Source organism: Streptomyces sp. CA189, from assembly GCF_056428985.1.
This window is the reverse complement of sequence record NZ_JBWJVM010000011.1, coordinates 22,243-40,826: the sequence shown is the minus strand read 5'-3', so window position 1 is coordinate 40,826 and position 18,584 is coordinate 22,243. Positions and strand designations below refer to the sequence as shown.

The following is an 18,584-nucleotide window of genomic DNA, read 5'->3' as shown; positions in this document are numbered from 1 at the left end:
GCCGGATCGGGCGGCCCCTGCCCGCCCTGGGACCGGGCAGCGTGTGGGACCCCGCCCGCGAGGAGCTGGCCGGCAGCGGGAGCGTCCTGGTCTACGCGACGATGCCGGCCTGGCTGCCGCGCGGCGACCCGGACGGGGTGCGCCGGCTCCTGGGCCGGGACTGGCCCCGCTCCGAGAGCTTCGCGCGGCCCCGGATGCGGGACCGGTTCGTGGCCTCCCGGCTGTTTCTGCGGTACACGGCGGCGGCAGTGCTGGACACCACCGCGGACCAGGTGGACCTGGCCTACCAGCCGGGCGGGCGGCCGTACGTGCGCGGCTGCGACCAGATCGACGTCAGCCTGAGCCACACCGAGGAGATGATGATCGTCGGGGTCACCCGCCGGGGGCGGATCGGCGTCGACGTGGAGCGTGCCGACCGCCGGCTGGCCGGCACCGGTTCGGAGCTGCAGGCGTGCACCCCGTACGAGAAGCGGCGGCTCGACGAGGGCGGCGAGCAGGCGCGCAACGACACCATGGTGCGGCTGTGGACCCTCAAGGAGGCGTACAGCAAGGCGCTCGGGCAGGGGCTGCGGTTCCGGTTCACCGAGTTCGGATTCGACCTGGGGCCGTCGGAGGTGCGCCTGGTACGCCCCGACGGCACCCCGGCCGCCGGCGCCGAGTGGATCTTCGGGACCTTCGGGGTCGGCGGCCGGTATGTGGTCAGCGCCGCCGTCCACGACGCCGGCTTCGGGGAGCCGGCGGACGTGTCGGTGGGGACGATGCTCGACGAGGGGATGCTCGATGCGGTGCTGGGCCTGGCGAGGGCCGGGTCAGGGGATCCAGCCGGCTTCCTCGGCGATCCGCACGGCATCGATGCGATTGCGCGCGCCGAGTTTGCTGACGATGGCCGTCAGGTAGTTGCGCACGGTGCCCTTGGAGAGGAAGAGGCACCCGGCGATCTCGGCGGCGTCAGCGCCCTGCGCCGCGAGCCGTAGCACCTCCAGCTCCCGGGGCGAGATCGGGGCCTCCGGCGAGTCCCAGGCGGTCAGCGCCAGCTGGGGGTCGACGATCCGCCCGCCGGCGGCCACGGCCCGCACCGCCTGGGCCAGCTGGTCCGGCGGCGAGTCCTTGAGCAGGAAGCCGCCCACGTGCGCGGTCAGGGCCCGCCGCAGCGTGCCGGGGCGGCCCAGGCTGGTCAGGATCAGCGTCCGGCAGGAGGGCAGCACGGTGTGCAGCTCGGCGGCGGCGGTCAGTCCGTCCGTGCCCGGCAGGTCGATGTCGATGATGGCCACGTCGGGCCGGGTCTCCAGCGCCGTCTTGACGATGGTGTCGCCCCGGTCCACGGAGGCGACGACCTTCAGGTCGGGTTCCAGCTCGAGCAGTGCCACCAGGGCGCCGCGGATCATGTGCATGTCCTCGGCAAGCAGAATCCTTACGCCGAGCATCAGTCCCCCGGTTGGTCAGACCGTCACGATAGGGCGGCGGCCGTTTCGGCAGCACGCGGCCCCGTGCTGTGGGCGGCACCCTCGGAATTGCGCGGCTGAGCAGGGGCGTACGCCTCGAGATGGAAGTTGCCGTCCTCCCGCAATCCCGCCGTAAGCCGCCCCCCGATCTCCGCGAACCGCTCCCGGAGATTGTCCAGGCCGCTGCCGGACTCCCGGTAGCCGGTGCCCGGAGCCGCCGGCTCCGCCCCGTCGTTGACCAGCCGGAGCCGGACCGTCTCCGCCTCCACGGCGGCGGAGATGGTGCAGCTCTGCACCTTGCTGTGCCGCAGGATGTTGGTCACTCCCTCCCGCAGCGCGGTGGCGAGCACCGTGTCGACGACCGGGTGCAACCGACCGCAGTCTATGTCCACCTCGGCCCGTACGTCGGCGGCAGTCAGAATTGCGGCGGCCGATGTGGCCTCGTCCCGCAGGGACATGTCCCGGTAACCGCTGGAGACCAGCCGTACGTCGGTCAGGGCCTGGCGAGCCACCCCGAGCAGTTCGCCGGTCTCTGCCTGCGCCTGCTCGGGGCGGACCGCGATCAGACGGTGGATCAGCTCCCCCTTGAGGGTGATGGCGGACAGGCTGTAGCCGAGCAGGTCGTGCAGGTCCCGGGCGAAGCGCAGCCGTTCCTGGCCGACCGCCATGCGCGCCAGTTCCTCACGGGTGCTCTGCAGCTCGTGGACGAGGTCGGTGAGCCGGCTCAGACCGTAGATGACCAGGCCGCAGAGCGTCCCGGCGATGAACAAATATCCCACCTGGGCCGCGGGCAGGCCCAGCGCGGTGGCGTACAGGGGAATGCTGGCCACCACGGCCCCGAACAGCGGCCAGGCGATCCTGGTCGGCAGCGCCAGCAGCACGGAACCGGCCAGCGGCCCCTCCATGCTGCCCCAGGAGATCCCGAACCAGACCAGCGGGACATAGGTCAGCAGGGCCTGGAAGGCCAGCACCGTGAGCCTGCGGCGCAGGCTCCACAGCCGGGCCCGCGGCGCGGTCACGATGAACTGGACCCCGAAGACCATCAGGACCAGGCCTGTGCAGACCACCAGCCGGAAGGGCTGGGGATCCCCCCACCGCAGGACGTTCAGGATGGTGACCGCGGCGTAGCAGCACAGTGCGGTGACGGTGATGCCGCGCGCCAGCCGGGGGGCCGGAAGCTCCGGTCGGTCCCGGACTTGACTGGAGCGGTCCGACATCGCAGCCTCCTTGGCCAAGGACTGTGGCAGAACCGCATCCTGGCTTGTGGTTGAACCCCGGCAAGATCGTTTCTCGAGTTGACGAAGTCCATGTGCCGGTCGAGCTTAGTGAACAAACATTCCCACCGGCGACAGTTGGGGGCGAGAGGCGCGAATTCAGACGAACAGGGGGACGGGGTTGAGGTCCTCGGACCGGATGGGGCGGGTGCGCCACCCCATGCGCACCGGCACGTCGTAGAGCCGGCCCGGAGCGAACCGCGCCCAGAAGTGCCGCAGGCCCGGCACGATCACCTTCACCACGGGAAGCCCCACATCGGGCCGTGTCTGGTCGAGCACGAGCAGCTCCATGCCGTGGGCGCGCACGAGCGCCTCCGCCGCCGCCACGTCGGCGCGCAGATCGGCGCGCGGGACGTACCCGTACGCCACGGGCCCGCGCGCCTGCTCGCCTGGATCGGGCAGCAGATGTGCCTGGTTCTCCACGGTCGCACCGGACCACCACCGGCGCAGTTCCTGCGGAATCAGGTCGGGCTGCGGGGCCGGTCCGCCCTGCGCGCCCTCCGCCGGAGGCAGCAGTTGGCACATCTCGGTGACGGCCCGGCGCAGCGCCAGCCGCGGATCGAAGTGCGCCCCGAACCCGAAGCACAGGGCCTGCTCGGCGCCCTCGGCGCGGCGGGAGACGGCCGCCATCACAGGGATGCCGAAGTCGGCGGTGAGATCGAGCACCCACAGGCGCCGGCCGGCCTTCGCGTACGAGGTACGCGCGCGGGTGAGCCACGGCTCGTCGAACGCGTCGAGGTCGACGGCCGGCCGGCGCAGCCGGTTGTACCACCACAGGGCCACCGCGTCGCGCTCCACCAGCTCCAGGAAGCCCTGGACCACTGCGTCCTCCGGGCTGCTGCCCGCCGCGTTCCCGTTGGAGTCCGCCCAGGGGGAGCCCTCGGCGCCGGCCGGCTGCGGTCCGGGGCCTTCTCCGAAGTACAGCATGGAGGTGGGCAGCAGCCGGTGCCGTCCCGCCGTGAGCGACCACACCGGGGTCCACTCGCGGGCAGCGCCCCGGTCGAAGGGCGGCGGCACGGACTGGGCCGGGGAGTGCCGCGCGTTCCACCGCTCCCGGTCCCGCAGCTGCCACCCGGCATACAGCTGGCAGTCATTGGGATGCAGCGCCGCGCTCCCCAGATTCGCGAGCGAGTCCCGTACCACGGGCTCGTCGCCCTGCCGGGTCCCGCAGTAGCGTTCCGCCGCCTCGCACAGCGCGCCCGCCTCCGCTTCCTCTGGGGTGACGCCCTTGCCACCGCTGTGGCTGCGCGGCCCGTCCAGCGGCAGGCCGCGCAGCGCCAGGTTCCGCCCGGAGACCCACCGGTTGAGGCCCTCCGGGGTGCCCGGCACGGCCCGCACCTCGGCGATGATCCCGGTGACCGGGTCGACCAGGTGCCGGTAGCGGGCCAGTACCTGGGCGGGGGACAGGGCACGGTGGTTGCCGCCGCCGCCCGCCGCCTTGGGCCGCGACACCAGCGTTACCGGCCGCCTCACCAGCTCGCCCACCAGCCCCGGATCGCCGCAGGCGGCGCACTGGGGCCGCCGCGACACCGGGTGGTGGCTGCTGCGCAGGGTGCGCGTGTCGAGGGTGCACACCGCGCCCTGCCCCTCGTACCGCATCCCCGCTGCCCACTTGAGGGCCTCCAGCACGGTGGCCTGGAGTCCCAGCATGCGCACGGTGCTCAGCGAGGCCTCCGGCAGTGCCACCGGTCCTGCCAGACCCAGCGCGTGGCGCACCCCGTCCTGCGAGGAGCGATGGCCCCGCAGCCGGTGCTCCAGGCACGACCAGCAGGGCCCGTCGCCCGCGCCGAACACTGGACCCACCCACACCTCGGGGCCGCAGGGCCGGGCCAGCAGCCACGGCCGCCGGTCCGCCCGGTGCCGGGCGTCGACCTGCGCGAGCCCCGGGTCCAGGTAGTCGTCGCACAACACCAAGGAGAACGCGGCCCGCCCCGCTTCCGCGGCCAGGGTGAGCCCGGCCGCCTGGCACTGCGCACGCGCTGCCGCGCCGTCCGTCCGCCCCAGTGCGATCACCTGCACCGCGGTGTCCCGGAGCGCCGACAGCGCCGCGGGGAAGCCGAGGCCGGCCAGCTCCCAGTACGCCTCCGCCGCCGCGTCGGCGGCCGGGTCCCGGTACCCCACCAGATCGGCCCGCGCCAGCGCGGCGATCACCTGGCCCGCCTTCGTCGGCGTCAGCTCCGCCGCCACCTCGGCGAGTACGGCGGGCAGGGTCCGGGTGCCGTCCAGCAGCGAGGCCAGCGCTTCCACGTCCCGCCCCCGCAGCACCGTGGTGCCGCGCTCCGACAACAGGTAGACGGCCTCACCCCTGACCGCCTCCACCCGCAGATGACGCTTGAAACCCACCGGAAGATCGGCGGGCACGGTCCCGGCGACCGTCACGGGCGCCACATGCCGGCCGGCGCCTTGCGGGTGCCCGGACCGTGGGTGAAGTTGCACCACATGGTGACCGTGAGATCAGGGTTGTCCAGGTCCTCCATCAGCAGTTCCCCGGACAGGTACACCGGCTCGGCCAACGTCAGGCCGAACTCGGCGAGCACCGCCATCGGGTCGTCGGTGTACCGCTGCGCAAGGTCCGGCTCCAAGCCTGTGCGGGCGGTCAGCAGGGCGTGCCGGTGGTCCGCGGCGTTCACGTGCAAGGTGGTACCGGTTTCGACAGCAGTCGACCCGACCATGATGTTCCCCTCCTGAGCGGTCGTGTGGGGTGGTCCCCGACGTCCCGTGGCTCAGGATTCTGCGGTGCGGCCCTCATGGATGCACAGTGCTCCGCTCACCATCGCGGTATGACATTTTCATGTCCCTGTTCATGAAACGCGCACTGGGGCTCGAGCGTCGCGGCTGCCAGGCTCGTTCAATGCTCCGGCCGAACGCCGGTGGCTTGGCCCCACGGGGAACCGAGGAACAGGGGAGCATGATGGAGATCAACGTACTGGGCCCGCTCACCGCATTCGAGCACGGTGTTTCCGTGGTGCCCACGGCGGCCAAGCCGCGCCAGATCCTCGCACTGCTCGCCCTCCAGTCCGACCGGGTCGTGACCGTGCCGACCCTGATGGAGGAGATCTGGGGCGAGGACATTCCGCGCAGCGCGGCGACCACGCTCCAGACGTACATCCTCCAGCTCCGCCGGAAGATCGCCGCGGCCCTGGACGGGGACCCGGTGCGCCAGGCCAAGGACGTCCTGGTCACCCAGCACGGCGGCTATCTGCTCCAGGTCCAGCCCGGCCGGGTCGACGCCCAGGAGTTCACCCGGCTCGCCGCCTCCGGGCGCGCCGCCCACGAGGCGGGCGACCACCGAGCCGTCTCCGACCTGCTCGGCAGGGCCCTGGACATGTGGCGCGACGGAGCCCTGGTCGACGTCCGCGTCGGCAGCGTCCTGGAACTGGAGGTGCTGCGGCTCGAGGAGGACCGGATGGCGGCGCTGGAGCGGCGCATCGAGGCGGACCTGCATCTGGGCCGGCACACCGGGCTCGTGCCCGAACTGCGGGTGCTGGTCGCCAAGCACCCCATGCACGAGAACTTCTGCGCCCAGCTGATGACCGCCCTGCACCGCTCGGGCAGCGCCTGGCGCGCCCTGGAGTCGTACCAGCGGCTGCGCAGCACCCTCATCGACGAGCTGGGCCTGGAGCCCTCGCCCCGGCTGCGGCGCCTCCACCAGGCAGTACTCTCCGCAGACCCGGTGCTCGACCTGCCCGTGCCGGCCACCGGCTGACGGCCCGCCCGATCCAGTGCCTCTCGAGGCAGGCTGCCTACGTTCGGCCGATGACGATCCTTGAAGGTCTCCCCTCCAGCCCGCCCGCCCCCGACCTGCGACGGGCCACCGCCGAACTGCTCCGCCTCAAGCACGAGGTCAGCCACGGGCCGGATCCCGCGGCCACCCGGCGCCAGCACGAGAAGAACAAGCTCACCGCCCACGAGCGCCTGGCGATCCTCTTCGACCGGGGCACGTTCACCGAACTGGAACCGCTGCGCCGCCACCGGGCCACCGGCTTCGGCCTGGAGGACCGCAAACCGCACGGCGACGGCGTCGTCATCGGCTGGGGCCTGGTGCACGGCCGCACCGTCTTCGCGTACGCCCACGACTTCCGGGTCTTCGCGGGCGCGCTCGGCGAGGCGCACGCCGCCAAGGTCCACAAGGTGATGGACCTCGCCGAGTCCGCCGGCGCGCCGCTGGTCTCGCTCAACGACGGGGCAGGCGCCCGTATCCAGGAAGGTGTCACCGCCCTGGCCGGCTACGGCGGGATCTTCCGCCGCAATGTCGCCGCCTCCGGGGTGATCCCGCAGATCAGCGTCATTCTCGGCCCGTGCGCGGGCGGTGCCGCCTATTCGCCGGCCCTCACCGACTTCGTGTTCATGGTGCGTGAGACCGCACAGATGTTCATCACCGGGCCCGACGTCGTCCAGGCCGTGACCGGCGAGCGGATCACCCACAACGGCCTGGGCGGTGCCGACGTCCACGCCACCGCGTCCGGCGTCTGCCACTTCGCCCACGACGACGAGGCCGAGTGCCTGGAGGACGTGCGGTACCTGCTGTCGCTGCTGCCGTCCAACAACGGGGAGCTGCCGCCCGCGGTGCCCTGCGAGGACCCGGCCGAGCGCAGCACCGGGGCGCTCGCCGACCTGGTGCCCGCCGACCCGGGCCGCTCGTACGACATTCGGGCGGTGATCGCGGAAATCGTCGACGACGGCGAGTTCTTCGAGGTGCACGAGGGGTGGGCGGCCAACGTGGTGTGCGCACTCACCCGCATCGACGGCCACCCGGTGGGCATCGTCGCCAACCAGCCCGCCCACCTCGCCGGCGTGCTGGACATCAACGCCTCCGAGAAGGCCGCCCGCTTCGTGTCCACCTGCGACGCCTTCAACATCCCGCTCGTCACGCTGGTGGACGTACCCGGCTTCCTGCCCGGCGTCGGCCAGGAGCACAACGGCATCATCCGGCACGGCGCCAAGCTGCTGTACGCGTACTGCAACGCCACCGTCCCCCGTATCTCCCTGGTACTGCGCAAGGCGTACGGCGGCGCCTACATCGTGATGGACTCCCGTTCCATCGGCGCCGACATGGCCTACGCCTGGCCGACCAACGAGATCGCGGTCATGGGTGCCGAGGGCGCCGCCAACGTCATCTTCCGCCGGGAGATCGCTGCCGCCGACGACCCGCAGGAGGTGCGGGCCCGGCGCATCAAGGAGTACAAGGCCGAGCTGATGCACCCCTACTACGCCGCCGAGCGCGGACTGGTCGACGACGTCATCGACCCCGCCGACACCCGCCGCGTCCTGGCCCGCTCGCTGGCCGCACTGCGCGCCAAGAAGGCCGAGGTACCGGCCCGCAAGCACGGCAACCCCCCTACGTAGTGCCGCCTTCCGTCAGGTCCACGCACACGCGAGCCTCCGTCGAGGGCACACACGTTCCATGGCTGCACCGGAGACGGCAGCACGCCACGAGCGGCTGACCGTGCCGGCCGGCCGGCCGGGGCGGGGAGGCCCTGACCCTGAACCACTCCGGCCGCCGCATCGATTGACGAGCGTTACGGACGAAGGGATCGGCAGTGACCCCCACAGTTCCATACGGCTCAACGGGGCCGGAGCCGCGCAGAGTCGTCATCACCGGCCTGGGCGTCGTGGCCCCCGGCGGGGTCGGTGTCAAGGAGTACTGGAACCTGCTGACAGCAGGCCGGACCGCCACCCGCAGGATCACCTTCTACGACCCGTCGCCGTTCCGTTCCCAGGTGGCCGCAGAGTGCGACTTCGACCCGAAGGCCGCCGGACTGTCGCCGCAGGAGATCCGCCGGCTCGACCGGGCGGCCCAGTTCGCGGTCGTCTCCACCCGCGAGGCGCTCGCCGACAGCGCCATCGACCTCTCCGCGCTCGACCCGGGCCGCATCGGCACCTCGCTGGGCAGCGCGGTCGGCTGCACCACCAGCCTGGAGCGCGAGTACGCCGTCGTCAGCGACGGTGGACGCAAGTGGCTGGTCGACCACGAGTACGCGGTCCCCGAGCTGTACCGGCACTTCGTACCCAGCTCCATGGCCGCGGAGGTGGGCCGGGCGGCCGGCGCCGAAGGTCCCGCCGCGGTCGTCTCGACCGGCTGCACCTCCGGCCTGGACTCGCTGGGCCACGCCGTGGACCTCATCCGCGAGGGCACCGCCGACGTGATGATCGCCGGCGCCACGGAGGCCCCGATCTCGCCGATCACCTCGGCCTGCTTCGACGCCATCCACGCCACCACCCCCCGCAACGACACCCCGGAGAGCGCCTGCCGGCCCTTCGACCGCACCCGCAGCGGCCTGGTCCTCGGCGAGGGCGCGGCCGTCCTGGTCCTGGAGGAGCTGCAAAGCGCCCGGCGGCGCGGGGCGCACATCTACGCCGAGATCGCCGGCTTCGCCTCCCGCTGCAACGCTTACCACATGACCGGCCTCATGCCCGAGGGCCGAGAGATGTCCGAGGCCATCGACGTGGCCCTCGCGGAGGCCCACCTCGCACCCGCCTCCGTCGACTACATCAACGCCCACGGCTCCGGCACCAAGATGAACGACCGCCACGAGACAGGCGCGTTCAAGCGCAGCTTCGGCGAGCACGCCTACCGCACCCCGATCAGCTCCATCAAGTCGATGATCGGCCACTCGCTCGGGGCGATCGGCTCGCTGGAGATCGCCGCCTGCGCTCTGGCGATGGAGCACGGAGTGCTGCCGCCCACCGCCAACCTGCACGAGCCCGACCCCGAACTCGACCTCGACTACATCCCGCTGACCGCCCGTGAGCAGAAGACCGACGTGGTGCTGAGCGTCGGCAGCGGCTTCGGCGGCTTCCAGAGCGCCATGGTGCTGGCCCGCCCGGAGAGGAGCAACGTATGAGCACGGCCGCCGTGGTGACAGGCGTGGGCATCACCGCCCCCAACGGCCTGGGCGCCGAGGACTACTGGAAGGCCACCCTGGCCGGCGAGTCCGGACTCGGGCCGGTCACCCGCTTCGATGCCTCCCAGTACCCGTCCCGCATCGCCGGCGAGGTCCCGGGCTACGTCGCCGAGGACCACATCCCCAGCCGGCTCATCCCGCAGACCGACCACATGACGCGGCTCGCGCTGACCGCCACCGACTGGGCGCTGGCCGACGCCGGCATCGACACCTCCGAACTCCCCGAGTACGGCATCGGCGTGGTCACCTCGGCGTCGGGAGGGGCCGTCGAGTTCGGCCAGCGTGAGCTGGAGAACCTGTGGAGCAAGGGCAAGGAGTACGTCAGCGCCTACCAGTCCTTCGCCTGGTTCTACGCGGTCAACACCGGCCAGATCTCCATCCGGCACAAGCTGCGCGGCCCCAGCGGAGTGCTGCTGACCGAGCAGGCCGGCGGCATCGACGCCATCGGCCACGCCCGCCGCCAGCTGCGCAAGGGCTTCCCCGCCGTCATCTCCGGCGGAGTCGACGCGGCCATCTGCCCCTGGGGCTGGGTGCCGCAGATCGCCTCCGGGCTGATGAGCACCGCCGAGGACCCCCAGCGCGCCTACCTCCCCTTCTCGGCGCAGGCGCGCGGATACGTGCCCGGCGAGGGCGGAGCCATCCTCCTCCTGGAGGACGCCGAATCCGCCCGTCGGCGCGGAGCGCGCCAGATCTACGGCGAGATCGCCGGGTACGCGGCCACCCTCGACCCCGCCCCCGGCACCGGCCGCCCGCCCGGCCTGCGCCGGGCCGCCGAAGGCGCGCTCGCCGACGCCGGGCTCACCCCGGGCGACATCGACGTCGTCTTCGCCGACGCCGCCGGAGTACCGGAACTCGACCGGGCCGAGGCCGAGGCCATCACCGCCGTCTTCGGCCCCCTGGCGGTGCCGGTGACCGCCCCCAAGACGATGACCGGGCGCCTGCTCGCCGGCGGCGCCTCGCTGGACGCGGCCACCGCCCTGCTCGCCCTGCGCGACGGCGTCGTACCCCCCACCGTCAACGTCACGCCCGACCCCGCCCACCGGCTCGACCTCGTCACCGAGGCGCGCGAGGCGAACCTGCGCACCGCCCTGGTACTCGCTCGCGGACACGGCGGGTTCAACGCGGCGCTCGTGGTGCGCCGCGCCCACTGAGTACGCCCGCTCACCCCACACGCTCAACACCCCTGCCCAGAGGCCCAACCGAGAGGACGGCACCGACCATGAGCACCACGACCACCGCAACCAGCACCGCCGCAGCCGCGGCCACCGCCGTGACCCTGACCGACCTGACCCGCATGCTGCGCGAGAGCGCGGGCGAGGAGGAGGGCGTCGACCTGGACGGCGACGTCATCGACACGCCCTTCATGGACCTCGGCTACGACTCCCTCGCGCTGCTCCAGGTCATCGGCCAGATCCAGCGCGAGTACGGAATCACCATCCCCGACGACGCCGTCGTCGACGCGGAGACCCCGGGCGCGCTCCTCGCCCTGATCAACTCCGGTCGGGCCGGCGCGGCCTGAGCCGGCCTCTGCGCGGTCGCCCCGCTCCCCCGCCCCCGCGGGCGGGGCGACCGCCCCAGGGATGCCCCGGGACGTCCGGGTGCTCCACGCACGGTACGAGCGGCCGGTGACCACGGCCCAGGAGGAGGGAACATGTCGCTCACGTCGTACAGCGCGGTCGTCCGCAGGCTGGTGGTCAGCCCCGGCGCCGCGCCGCAGCAGCACCCCTGGCCCCTGGCGTCGGCCGCCTCGATCTCCGCGGTGCTGCGCGCCTTCGGCCGCCCCCCCGAGCACCTGCCGGTCCGTACGGTCGTCCTCATCGCCGCCGCCCGCCTCGAACCGGGACTCCCCTCGCACCACGAGGGGTTCGCGGTACGCACAGCTCCCCCGGGCCACGCGCTGCGCCAGGCCCACCAGGCACTGCACGACGGCACCGCCGACCTGGTCCTGACCGCCGGGTTCGGCGAACCTGACCCGCAAGCCATCACCGTCCACGCCGTCAAGCGCGCCGCCGAGGCGGTGGCCGACGGCGACGCCGTCCTCGGTGTCCTCAGCGCCGACGAGGACACCGAGCCGCCGCTGCGGCCCCTGCGCCACGGCCGGCGGTCCACCGACCCCGAACACCACCGCCTGCTGCTGTGGTCCGGCAAGGACGCCAAGGACGAGGCCCGGGTCCGAGGCGAGCTCTACCCGCTGCTGGGCGGACTGCACCGCGAGGCCTTTCCCTCCCTGCCGACCGCCGTACCCTGCGGAGCCCCGCCCGGGCCGGTCCGCGGTGCCGCCGTCACGGTCGCCGCGCTCGCCGCCGCGACCGTGCACAAGGCCCGGCCCGTCGACGCCCGTCAGCCCCGGCCCGTCGCCCTGCTCTTCCCCGGCCAGGGCTCCCAGCACGCCGCCATGGCCGCCGGCCTCTACCGCCGTGAGCCCGTCTTCACCGCCGCCGTGGACGCCGCGCTGTCCCACATGGGCGAGGAGGGCCGACGGATCCGCGCGGACTGGCTGGCCCCCGGCGCGCCGCTGATCGGGATGGACGACGTACGCCGCGCCCAGCCGCTGCTGTTCGCGGTCGACTACGCGCTGGGCCGGCTCGTGCTCGGCTGGGGCGTACGCCCGGTGGCGCTGCTCGGACACAGCGCGGGCGAGCTCGTCGCCGCCTGCCTCGCCGGGGTCGTGTCCCTGCCGGACGCAGCCGCCATGGTGATGGTCCGGGTGCGCGAGGCCGTGAAGATCCCGGAGGGCGGCATGCTCGCCGTCGCCGCCGGCGAGGACCGACTGCGCCCGTATCTGAGCGGGGACGTCGGGATCGCGGCCGTCAACGCAGGCCAGCAGGTGATGCTGGCCGGTTCGAAGGACGCGCTGGCGGGCGTGGAGGCCCGGCTCAGGGCCGACGGCCTCACGGTGGTCACCGTGCCCGCCACCAGCCCCTTCCACTCCCCGGCGATGGCCCCCGCCTCCGAGGCGGTGGAGGCCCAGTACCGGGGGATCGCGCTGCGCGAGCCGAGGCTGCCCCTCTACTCCGGCTACACCGGCGCCCTGATGCGCCCGCAGGAGGCGCTCAGCCCCCGCTTCTGGGCCCGCCAGATCACCGACACCGTGTACTTCAAGGCCGCTCTGGAGGAACTCCTCGCCATCGAGGACGTCCTGCTCGTCGAGGCGGGCCCGCGCCAGACCCTGACCGCCTTCGCCCGCAGGCACCGCGCGGTCCGCCTCGGCGCCAGTGCGGCCGTCCCCCTGTTGCCGGCCCGCCGGGGCACCCCGGAGGCCGACCGGCAGTCCGTGCTGAACGCGGCGGCCCGCATCTGGACCGAGGGCCACGACCTCGACACGGACGCCCTGTCGCGGCTGTGGAACTGGAGCGACGAGGAGCCCGCGGCGCAGCGGGCCCGCCCCCGCATCCCGGTCCCGGCGCTGGGCTCGTGACCCGGCCGGGCTCCTGGGCCGTCCGGCTGCTGCGCGAGGCCTACCGGTCGCTGTCGGCAGCGGGATGGATCTGGATCGGCGCCCCCATGCCCCCGCCGCCCGATGCCCGGGCGCCCGCCCGGCTGCGCCCGCCGCCCCCCGGTCATCCCGAACGGCTGCGGCCCGACCTCCCGCTCAGCCGCGCCGAACTGATGCTCCAGCGGGAGCTCGTGGACCGGGACTGAACCGTTCCGGGTTCGGTAGAGATCTCAGTTGGTGGCTGTGTAATTGGCTTCGTATTCGACAGGTGGGATGTGCCCTATCCCACCGTGGAGTCGGCGGTGGTTGTACCAGTCGGCCCACTCGGTGGTGGCGAGCTCGACGTCCGAGAGCGTCTTCCAGGGCCGCTGCGGTTTGATGACCTCGGTCTTGTACAGACCGGTCGTCGACTCCATGAGCTTGACTCTGTCGGGGATCTTGTGCCGTCGAGTTCATCTTCCGAGGGTTCGCCAGGAGGTGAGCAGGGGGATCTTGTGCTGGTCGAGGTAGTTCTGGAAGGCCGTCGGTTGTCGGGGCGGAGAGCATCCTTCGGCCGACGGTAGTCCGCTGAGACGCTCGATGTTGACGGCGATCGCGGTCAGGACGTGCTGAATGTGGGCTTTGCTCTGGCCTCGGTAGCGGCAGCGTCGCATGCCGTGGCCGTGGGCGAACTCGTTGATCGTGCCTTCCACCCCGGAGCACTAGCGCGGCGTCCCGCAGCGATCAGGACTGCGGACCGGGCGGCCTTCCGAGCCACCGGTTCCAGCACCCGTCATGAGGCGGCAGTGCTGGTGAACACGCGGAGCGATCGCGAGCCGGGTCAGAGCGCGGCGGAGACGATGGCGAGGACGAGGCCGGCTGCGGCAGCGATGATGGCGGTGGCTCCGGCGGATGCCCACAGGGGATGGCCAGTTCCCTTGGGCTGCGCGAGGTCGGCGAGGTTGTCGGCGATCCGGGTGTACAGGGCGTTGAACGGCGTTAGCGACGAGTACCAGCGGCCGAGTCTGTCTATTTCGCCGGCGCTCTCGCCGTCGGGGATGTGTCCGCCGTGCATGGTCTGGCGGTGCGTAATACCTTCAGCGGCGACTTCGTCGAGGTGGTGGACGGTGGGGCTGGTGGTCTGGCAGACGGGGCAGCGGTAGCGGTAGCGGCGCACGGGCTGTGTCTCCTGATGCAAAGGTGAGTTGGGCAGGGCAGCGCGACGCCCCGCCGGGAAGGGTCTCCACGGGGCGCGGGGTTTGGCTATCAGGTTGGGGTGCCTACGGCCTTCTACGAGTTCTTGCGGTAGACGCCGGGCTTGACCCGTTCGATCTCGTTCGTTTTGACGAGGGCGGTCAGGACGTTGGACAGGGTCTTCTCGTTGAGGCCGGTGAGAGTGCGGATCTCTTCCTTGGTGATCTCCAGGCCAGCCGAGTCGTCGAGCAGGGCCAGGACGGCGGCGTCTGCACTGGGCTCCGGCGCCGCCTTGAACCCGCTGTCGAGCGGCGGCGTATACTCGCCGCCGCCACCCCAGGCTGAGCTGGTGTCGGGGGAGCCGTTGCCGTCCCCGATGACTGACACCTCGGCGATCTCGTTCCGGTCGTCCCAGCCCGGCCAGTCCGCCGGCCAGACGATGCGGTTGTGACGGATGTACGGGGCCGCAGATTCGAGGATCCAGCTGCGCATCATCTGGACAGGCTCGCCGGGCGATCCGACGTAGCCGAGGCCGAACGTCCTCGCCGGGTCGTTGAGCGGGATGTCGTCCGACCACACCAGAGGCTCGTCCTCGGCGGACCAGGCGGCCGGGATCGCACCGGGGTCGATGCCCTCGAAGCCATCGACCGTCACCAGGTTCGACTGGGCGGAGTCCGTACGCAGCATGACCATCGCGCCGCCCTGGATCACGTTGGTACGCAGAGCGGTGGACCCGCCGAGCTTGTCGGTGTTAACGGCCTGGTTGACGATCAGCAGCGTCATGCCGAGGTTCCGGCCGAGCGCGGCGATCTTGTCCAGGATAAAGACGGCCTCCTTGCCTTCCTCGGTGGCGGAGTCGGTGATCATGTGGGTCTCGTCCACGATCACCATGACCCACGGGCAGTCCGCGCCGGCCTTGAAGTTCTTGCGGCCGAGCCGCGCCGACTCCGCGACCCGGTGCTGCGGCAGGGCGTAGGCAAGGCGCAGGGCATCGCCCTCGTGCTGATGGCGGCACTCCTTGTCGGGGCAGGAGCCGGGAAACTCGCCCGTCTCGATGGCGCCACCTACCCCACCGCGCTCCGCCACGCGGCGGCCGCATTCGCTGCGGTGCTCACCCTTGCCGCCGCCGTTACTGCAGCCCTGGCCACAGTTCTCGTGTGAGGGCGAGCGGAGCGCCCGTGGTAGATAGTGCCAGGTGTCCTGTCTCAGAGAAGTTTGACCAGTCTCAAGGAAGTTTGACCGCACGACATCGGATACGGAGACGCTGCTCGTGCCGGATCCGGCGCTGCGCCTGATCTCGCCGGACTCCGTCCGCGCACCGGCAGTCCGCAGTTCGACATCCCGCGCAGTGCAGTTTTGTGTACAGCATCTTTCCAATGGCGGAATCTGGGAGGCTCAGCAGGATTGCAGCCAGCGGAAGGACTGAACACGTGCGCTTGCTCGATGACCTCCAGCAAGGTCTTGCGAGGCGGCACCGCCAGATCGTCAACTCCAGGCGGCAGAACTTCGGCCACGAGGTGAGGTTCGCAGCCGACTGGATCGGCAAGCAGCCACTGCTCGCCGCGATCATCGCCGAGGCCCGCCGAGTCGAGGAGCCACCGGTCGGCCCACCGGGCGTAAGGGGCCGTCAGACCGAGCTGTTCACGCGCTCGGGCTGCTCGGGCCGAGCGTTGTCGTGCTCCTTGACCCGCTTCCCGAGCAGGATGAAGAACAGGACGAGTCCCACGGTGAGGATGATGTGCCCCAACCCTCCTACCAGGGAGAAGAGTTCGGGAACCTCGTTGCCGAGCACGGTCTGGGTGCCCCGGTAGAGCATGCTGAGGCAGGTGATCGAGAGGCCCGCGTTGTAGAACCAGAAGAAGTAGGTGAACTGCTTGTTCCCGGACAGCGCGAACACCTTGTCGAGGCCGAGAACTATGAGGAAGACCAGCATGCCCAGCGCGAGCAAGTGCGTGTGGAGGACCCCGAGCTGGGTCTCGCCCTCGAACTCGTTGATCTTGGTCATCTCGCGGTAGTACAACCCGGAGAGCACTCCGACAATCATGTAAATGTGCGCCGCGACATACGACTTCCGCATCCCCGTGCCCGCTCCCTGCTGATCCCATCGCGCCCCTGACGGTGGCCATTGAAGCACCACGCGTAGCCTGTTCGGCGGAACGAACGGCCCCGCTCAAGCCGGCTTCAAAGCGAGATTCCACAGCCCCTGGAGCCCCACCCACGGCCACGGGAACCCGGCCACGGCGTGCGGCCCCGCGGTCCACGCACCCGGCGCACACCGCCTGGCCTGCGATGGACGCCCCGTCCGGCCCAGGCGGGAAGAACCCTTCCCGAAGGCGTACGGAACCAGGGTCCCGAGCCGTCCACCCACCGGTCGGCCGATGCCCCGCCATCCACGGTCTGGCGAATTCCTCTCCAGCAGTGGCGAGAAACAGGCAGGCAGTCGGTCGGGCCGGAGGGCCGGGAGAGGTGTCGACTTCAGTCGAGGAAGGTGTAGCCGAGCGGATTGCTCAGCCGCCCGCAGTCGGTGCCCGCATAGACGGAGACGGTCGCCGCCATGGGCCACTGGGGTGCGACGGCGACGACGGAGGTGTCACTGAGCACCACCACGTCCGAGGCTTCCCGGCCCGTGAAGCACCCGTCGGCCCCCAGCGTGCCGAAGAACACCCACGTAGAGGAACCGAGGTTGGCGCCGGTCAAGGTGACCTGATTGCCACCGCTCAAAGGACCGGCATCCGGCCGGAGCGAGACGAGCTCCCCTGCGGAACCCCGTCCGGCGGACCGGGCTGCCCGAAGAACGCCCCGCCCGCACAGCGCCCGGGCCCGGCGGCCTCGGCACGCGGCGCGGAGTGACCCAGCGGCAGGGCCCACAGGAACACCGCGACGAGCAGAAGCCCGGTCCGGCGCTGGGTACGCGTCATGGCGAAGAGACCTTCCGGCGAAGCGGGCGGACCGGGGCACCCCGGTCCGCCCCATCATGAGGAGCCCGCACCACGCGAATCCAGCACCAACGCGCCGAGCGGCGAGTCGGCGAAAAAGTCTGCCCGAAGGTGTCCGAGGCCTCCGGATCCCTCGTAGAGCCAGGTGTGGCGCGATCCGCGCTACAACGGCCACCCGGCCCATCACTCCTGCCGGGCCGGCTATCGAAACGGGAGAAGCCGTGACCACCACGACATCTCTGTGTACCACCCGGTGCCTGCTCGGGACCTTCCCCGACCTGGCCGACGGTGTACAGGCGTGTACCACCCCTGAGGTACCCGGGTGGCTGCGGCCCGAGTCCACCGGCTCGGGCCGGGTGCTCTGCGTGCTGAGCGCGGAGTTCACCCAGCTCGTGACGGAAACCCGGAACGGGCTCTACTGGTACGCCTACCGGCTGTGCGGAAACCACGCGCAGGCGGAGGACCTGGTGCAGTCGGGATACCTCAAGCTCTGGAAGAGCGCGAACTACCGTCTCGCCTCTCCGGAGCACAAGAGGGCTCTGGCATACAGGGCTGTCAGGAGCGAGTACCACGACTACCTCAGGGTCAAGTCGAACCGGTACGCGCCCACCGACCTCGCCGGTTACGACGTGGCCGCCGACAGTTCTGCTGCCGATGAAGAGCTCCTTGCGGACGAGAACGCACGCGAAGTGCTGCAGGCCATGAATCAGCTTCCCGAAATCTTCAGGAGGCTGATCGAGTTCGTCTATATCGACGAAGGGACCGTGGCCGCGTTCGCCGAGTCTGCGGGTCTTGCCCCGAAGAAGGCGAGCCGCTATCACCTCGAGGCCCTGAAGATCTTGCGTGGGATTCTTGGGGAGTATTAACAAGGGAGGCAGACCATGGACGCCGTAGCAATGCGTCTTCGTCTGGCCGCCGATTATCTCAAGAGGGAATCCAGCGCGGCTGTGGACGAGATGGTGTGCACGGCATTTCTTGCCGTGCACACCCCCGCGGTCGGCGTTGGGGAACTCGACCGGAGGGGGGAGGGCGTTTCCCTCCCCCCTCCGGGGGGATATCCCCGGCCGGCGCACTGGAGAAACGAAAAGGATCAGCAGCGCCTCCGCTTTATGGGGGAATTGGAGACACTGCTGGACTGCGAGAAGGAAGGACAGCTCGATGGTGAGGCTCTGCGCAGAATCGCAGAGTTGACTGAACTGTTCTTTGGTGAACAGCACGCTCAAAACTGGTGGTACCGAGCAGCACTGCAGGGTGACCGTGTGGCCATCCTGATGCTCGTCGACGACTGAGGACCTCGGCGGTACAGCGACTGGCAGGATCGCGACCGCCCGCACCACCGTCTGGAGGGAAAAGTGGCCGGTAGCCGGGCGAGAAGGACGCGCGGTGCACGGCAGACGAAGCCAGCACACGCGATTGTG

19 protein-coding genes and 2 pseudogenes are annotated in these 18,584 nt (G+C 71.2%); 10 read left to right on the top strand and 11 right to left on the bottom strand.

Features of this window, described 5'->3' with window-relative positions; all coding sequences use genetic code 11:
• Positions 1 to 101: 101 nt before the first annotated feature.
• Positions 102 to 692, top strand: a pseudogene (locus AC061S_RS11725) (4'-phosphopantetheinyl transferase family protein); the annotation flags it as partial.
• A gap of 117 nt (positions 693 to 809) precedes the next feature.
• On the opposite strand, the gene AC061S_RS11720 reads toward AC061S_RS11725, so the two are convergent.
• The 4 genes from AC061S_RS11720 to AC061S_RS11705 form a co-directional block, all read right to left on the bottom strand.
• The gene (locus tag AC061S_RS11720) at positions 810 to 1,424 is read right to left on the bottom strand and encodes a response regulator transcription factor (protein ID WP_478685829.1); all 615 of its coding nucleotides are present in this window, start codon (positions 1,422 to 1,424) and stop codon (positions 810 to 812) included.
• A gap of 23 nt (positions 1,425 to 1,447) precedes the next feature.
• Entirely contained in the window at positions 1,448 to 2,659 is a 1,212-nt protein-coding gene (locus AC061S_RS11715) for a sensor histidine kinase (RefSeq protein WP_478685828.1), read from the bottom strand.
• Positions 2,660 to 2,815: 156 nt separating this feature from the next.
• Positions 2,816 to 5,095, bottom strand: a complete 2,280-nt coding sequence (locus AC061S_RS11710) for a TOMM precursor leader peptide-binding protein (protein ID WP_478685827.1) — start codon at positions 5,093 to 5,095, stop codon at positions 2,816 to 2,818.
• Positions 5,092 to 5,346, bottom strand: a complete 255-nt coding sequence (locus AC061S_RS11705; RefSeq protein ID WP_478685826.1) for a hypothetical protein — start codon at positions 5,344 to 5,346, stop codon at positions 5,092 to 5,094. The genes AC061S_RS11710 and AC061S_RS11705 overlap by 4 nt, the downstream gene beginning before the upstream one ends.
• 281 nt (positions 5,347 to 5,627) lie before the next feature.
• On the opposite strand from AC061S_RS11705, the gene AC061S_RS11700 reads away from it, so the two are divergent.
• The 7 genes from AC061S_RS11700 (at position 5,628) to AC061S_RS11670 (ending at position 13,263) form a co-directional block, all read left to right on the top strand.
• Positions 5,628 to 6,422 (top strand): AfsR/SARP family transcriptional regulator, encoded by a 795-nt coding sequence (locus tag AC061S_RS11700; protein ID WP_478685945.1) that lies wholly within the window; start codon positions 5,628 to 5,630, stop codon positions 6,420 to 6,422.
• 50 nt (positions 6,423 to 6,472) lie between these two features.
• Complete coding sequence (locus AC061S_RS11695) at positions 6,473 to 8,062, top strand: acyl-CoA carboxylase subunit beta (protein ID WP_478685825.1); 1,590 nt, start codon at positions 6,473 to 6,475, stop codon at positions 8,060 to 8,062.
• A gap of 194 nt (positions 8,063 to 8,256) precedes the next feature.
• A complete protein-coding gene (locus AC061S_RS11690) occupies positions 8,257 to 9,561 on the top strand; it encodes a beta-ketoacyl-[acyl-carrier-protein] synthase family protein (RefSeq protein WP_478685824.1) in 1,305 nt (434 codons plus the stop codon).
• Entirely contained in the window at positions 9,558 to 10,772 is a 1,215-nt protein-coding gene (locus AC061S_RS11685; RefSeq protein ID WP_478685823.1) for a ketosynthase chain-length factor, read from the top strand. Before AC061S_RS11690 ends, AC061S_RS11685 begins: the two co-directional genes overlap by 4 nt.
• Before the next feature lie 68 nt (positions 10,773 to 10,840).
• Positions 10,841 to 11,140 (top strand): acyl carrier protein, encoded by a 300-nt coding sequence (locus tag AC061S_RS11680; protein WP_478685822.1) that lies wholly within the window; start codon positions 10,841 to 10,843, stop codon positions 11,138 to 11,140.
• A gap of 132 nt (positions 11,141 to 11,272) precedes the next feature.
• Entirely contained in the window at positions 11,273 to 13,039 is a 1,767-nt protein-coding gene (locus AC061S_RS11675; protein WP_478685821.1) for an acyltransferase domain-containing protein, read from the top strand.
• Positions 13,036 to 13,263: a DUF6059 family protein gene (locus AC061S_RS11670; protein ID WP_478685820.1), complete on the top strand. Its 228-nt coding sequence runs from the start codon at positions 13,036 to 13,038 to the stop codon at positions 13,261 to 13,263. Before AC061S_RS11675 ends, AC061S_RS11670 begins: the two co-directional genes overlap by 4 nt.
• Positions 13,264 to 13,287: 24 nt before the next feature.
• Here AC061S_RS11670 and AC061S_RS11665 read toward each other — a convergent pair.
• The 7 genes and pseudogenes from AC061S_RS11665 to AC061S_RS11635 all read right to left on the bottom strand — a co-directional run.
• Positions 13,288 to 13,476 (bottom strand): annotated as a pseudogene (locus AC061S_RS11665) (integrase core domain-containing protein); the annotation flags it as partial.
• Between the two features lie 33 nt (positions 13,477 to 13,509).
• Complete coding sequence (locus tag AC061S_RS11660) at positions 13,510 to 13,749, bottom strand: transposase (RefSeq protein ID WP_478685819.1); 240 nt, start codon at positions 13,747 to 13,749, stop codon at positions 13,510 to 13,512.
• A gap of 128 nt (positions 13,750 to 13,877) precedes the next feature.
• On the bottom strand, positions 13,878 to 14,213 hold the full coding sequence (locus AC061S_RS11655) for a hypothetical protein (RefSeq protein ID WP_478685818.1): 336 nt from the start codon (positions 14,211 to 14,213) through the stop codon (positions 13,878 to 13,880).
• Positions 14,214 to 14,326: 113 nt separating this feature from the next.
• Positions 14,327 to 15,316 carry a hypothetical protein gene (locus tag AC061S_RS11650; RefSeq protein ID WP_478685817.1) on the bottom strand — a complete coding sequence of 330 codons (990 nt, stop codon included), beginning with the start codon at positions 15,314 to 15,316 and terminating at the stop codon, positions 14,327 to 14,329.
• 541 nt (positions 15,317 to 15,857) lie between these two features.
• Positions 15,858 to 16,307 carry a DUF2871 domain-containing protein gene (locus AC061S_RS11645; RefSeq protein ID WP_478685816.1) on the bottom strand — a complete coding sequence of 150 codons (450 nt, stop codon included), beginning with the start codon at positions 16,305 to 16,307 and terminating at the stop codon, positions 15,858 to 15,860.
• Positions 16,308 to 16,705: 398 nt separating this feature from the next.
• Positions 16,706 to 16,951: an IPT/TIG domain-containing protein gene (locus AC061S_RS11640; RefSeq protein ID WP_478685815.1), complete on the bottom strand. Its 246-nt coding sequence runs from the start codon at positions 16,949 to 16,951 to the stop codon at positions 16,706 to 16,708.
• Positions 16,948 to 17,148: a hypothetical protein gene (locus AC061S_RS11635; RefSeq protein ID WP_478685814.1), complete on the bottom strand. Its 201-nt coding sequence runs from the start codon at positions 17,146 to 17,148 to the stop codon at positions 16,948 to 16,950. The genes AC061S_RS11640 and AC061S_RS11635 overlap by 4 nt, the downstream gene beginning before the upstream one ends.
• 239 nt (positions 17,149 to 17,387) lie before the next feature.
• Between AC061S_RS11635 and AC061S_RS11630 the strand changes: the two genes are divergently transcribed.
• Both AC061S_RS11630 and AC061S_RS11625 read left to right on the top strand, forming a co-directional pair.
• Positions 17,388 to 18,032 carry an RNA polymerase sigma factor gene (locus AC061S_RS11630; protein ID WP_478685813.1) on the top strand — a complete coding sequence of 215 codons (645 nt, stop codon included), beginning with the start codon at positions 17,388 to 17,390 and terminating at the stop codon, positions 18,030 to 18,032.
• A 15-nt stretch (positions 18,033 to 18,047) separates the two neighbouring features.
• Complete coding sequence (locus AC061S_RS11625; RefSeq protein ID WP_478685812.1) at positions 18,048 to 18,455, top strand: hypothetical protein; 408 nt, start codon at positions 18,048 to 18,050, stop codon at positions 18,453 to 18,455.
• Positions 18,456 to 18,584 lie beyond the last annotated feature (129 nt).

Bases quoted from the DNA above. Each gene is read 5' to 3' on its own strand.
- AC061S_RS11720 (WP_478685829.1), bottom strand. From the start codon at position 1,424: ATGCTCGGCGTAAGGATTCTGCTTGCCGAGGACATGCACATGATCCGC.
- AC061S_RS11715 (WP_478685828.1), bottom strand. From the start codon at position 2,659: ATGTCGGACCGCTCCAGTCAAGTCCGGGACCGACCGGAGCTTCCGGCC.
- AC061S_RS11700 (WP_478685945.1), top strand. From the start codon at position 5,628: ATGGAGATCAACGTACTGGGCCCGCTCACCGCATTCGAGCACGGTGTT.
- AC061S_RS11695 (WP_478685825.1), top strand. From the start codon at position 6,473: ATGACGATCCTTGAAGGTCTCCCCTCCAGCCCGCCCGCCCCCGACCTG.
- AC061S_RS11685 (WP_478685823.1), top strand. From the start codon at position 9,558: ATGAGCACGGCCGCCGTGGTGACAGGCGTGGGCATCACCGCCCCCAAC.
- AC061S_RS11680 (WP_478685822.1), top strand. From the start codon at position 10,841: ATGAGCACCACGACCACCGCAACCAGCACCGCCGCAGCCGCGGCCACC.
- AC061S_RS11675 (WP_478685821.1), top strand. From the start codon at position 11,273: ATGTCGCTCACGTCGTACAGCGCGGTCGTCCGCAGGCTGGTGGTCAGC.
- AC061S_RS11645 (WP_478685816.1), bottom strand. From the start codon at position 16,307: ATGCGGAAGTCGTATGTCGCGGCGCACATTTACATGATTGTCGGAGTG.
- AC061S_RS11635 (WP_478685814.1), bottom strand. From the start codon at position 17,148: ATGACGCGTACCCAGCGCCGGACCGGGCTTCTGCTCGTCGCGGTGTTC.
- AC061S_RS11625 (WP_478685812.1), top strand. From the start codon at position 18,048: ATGGACGCCGTAGCAATGCGTCTTCGTCTGGCCGCCGATTATCTCAAG.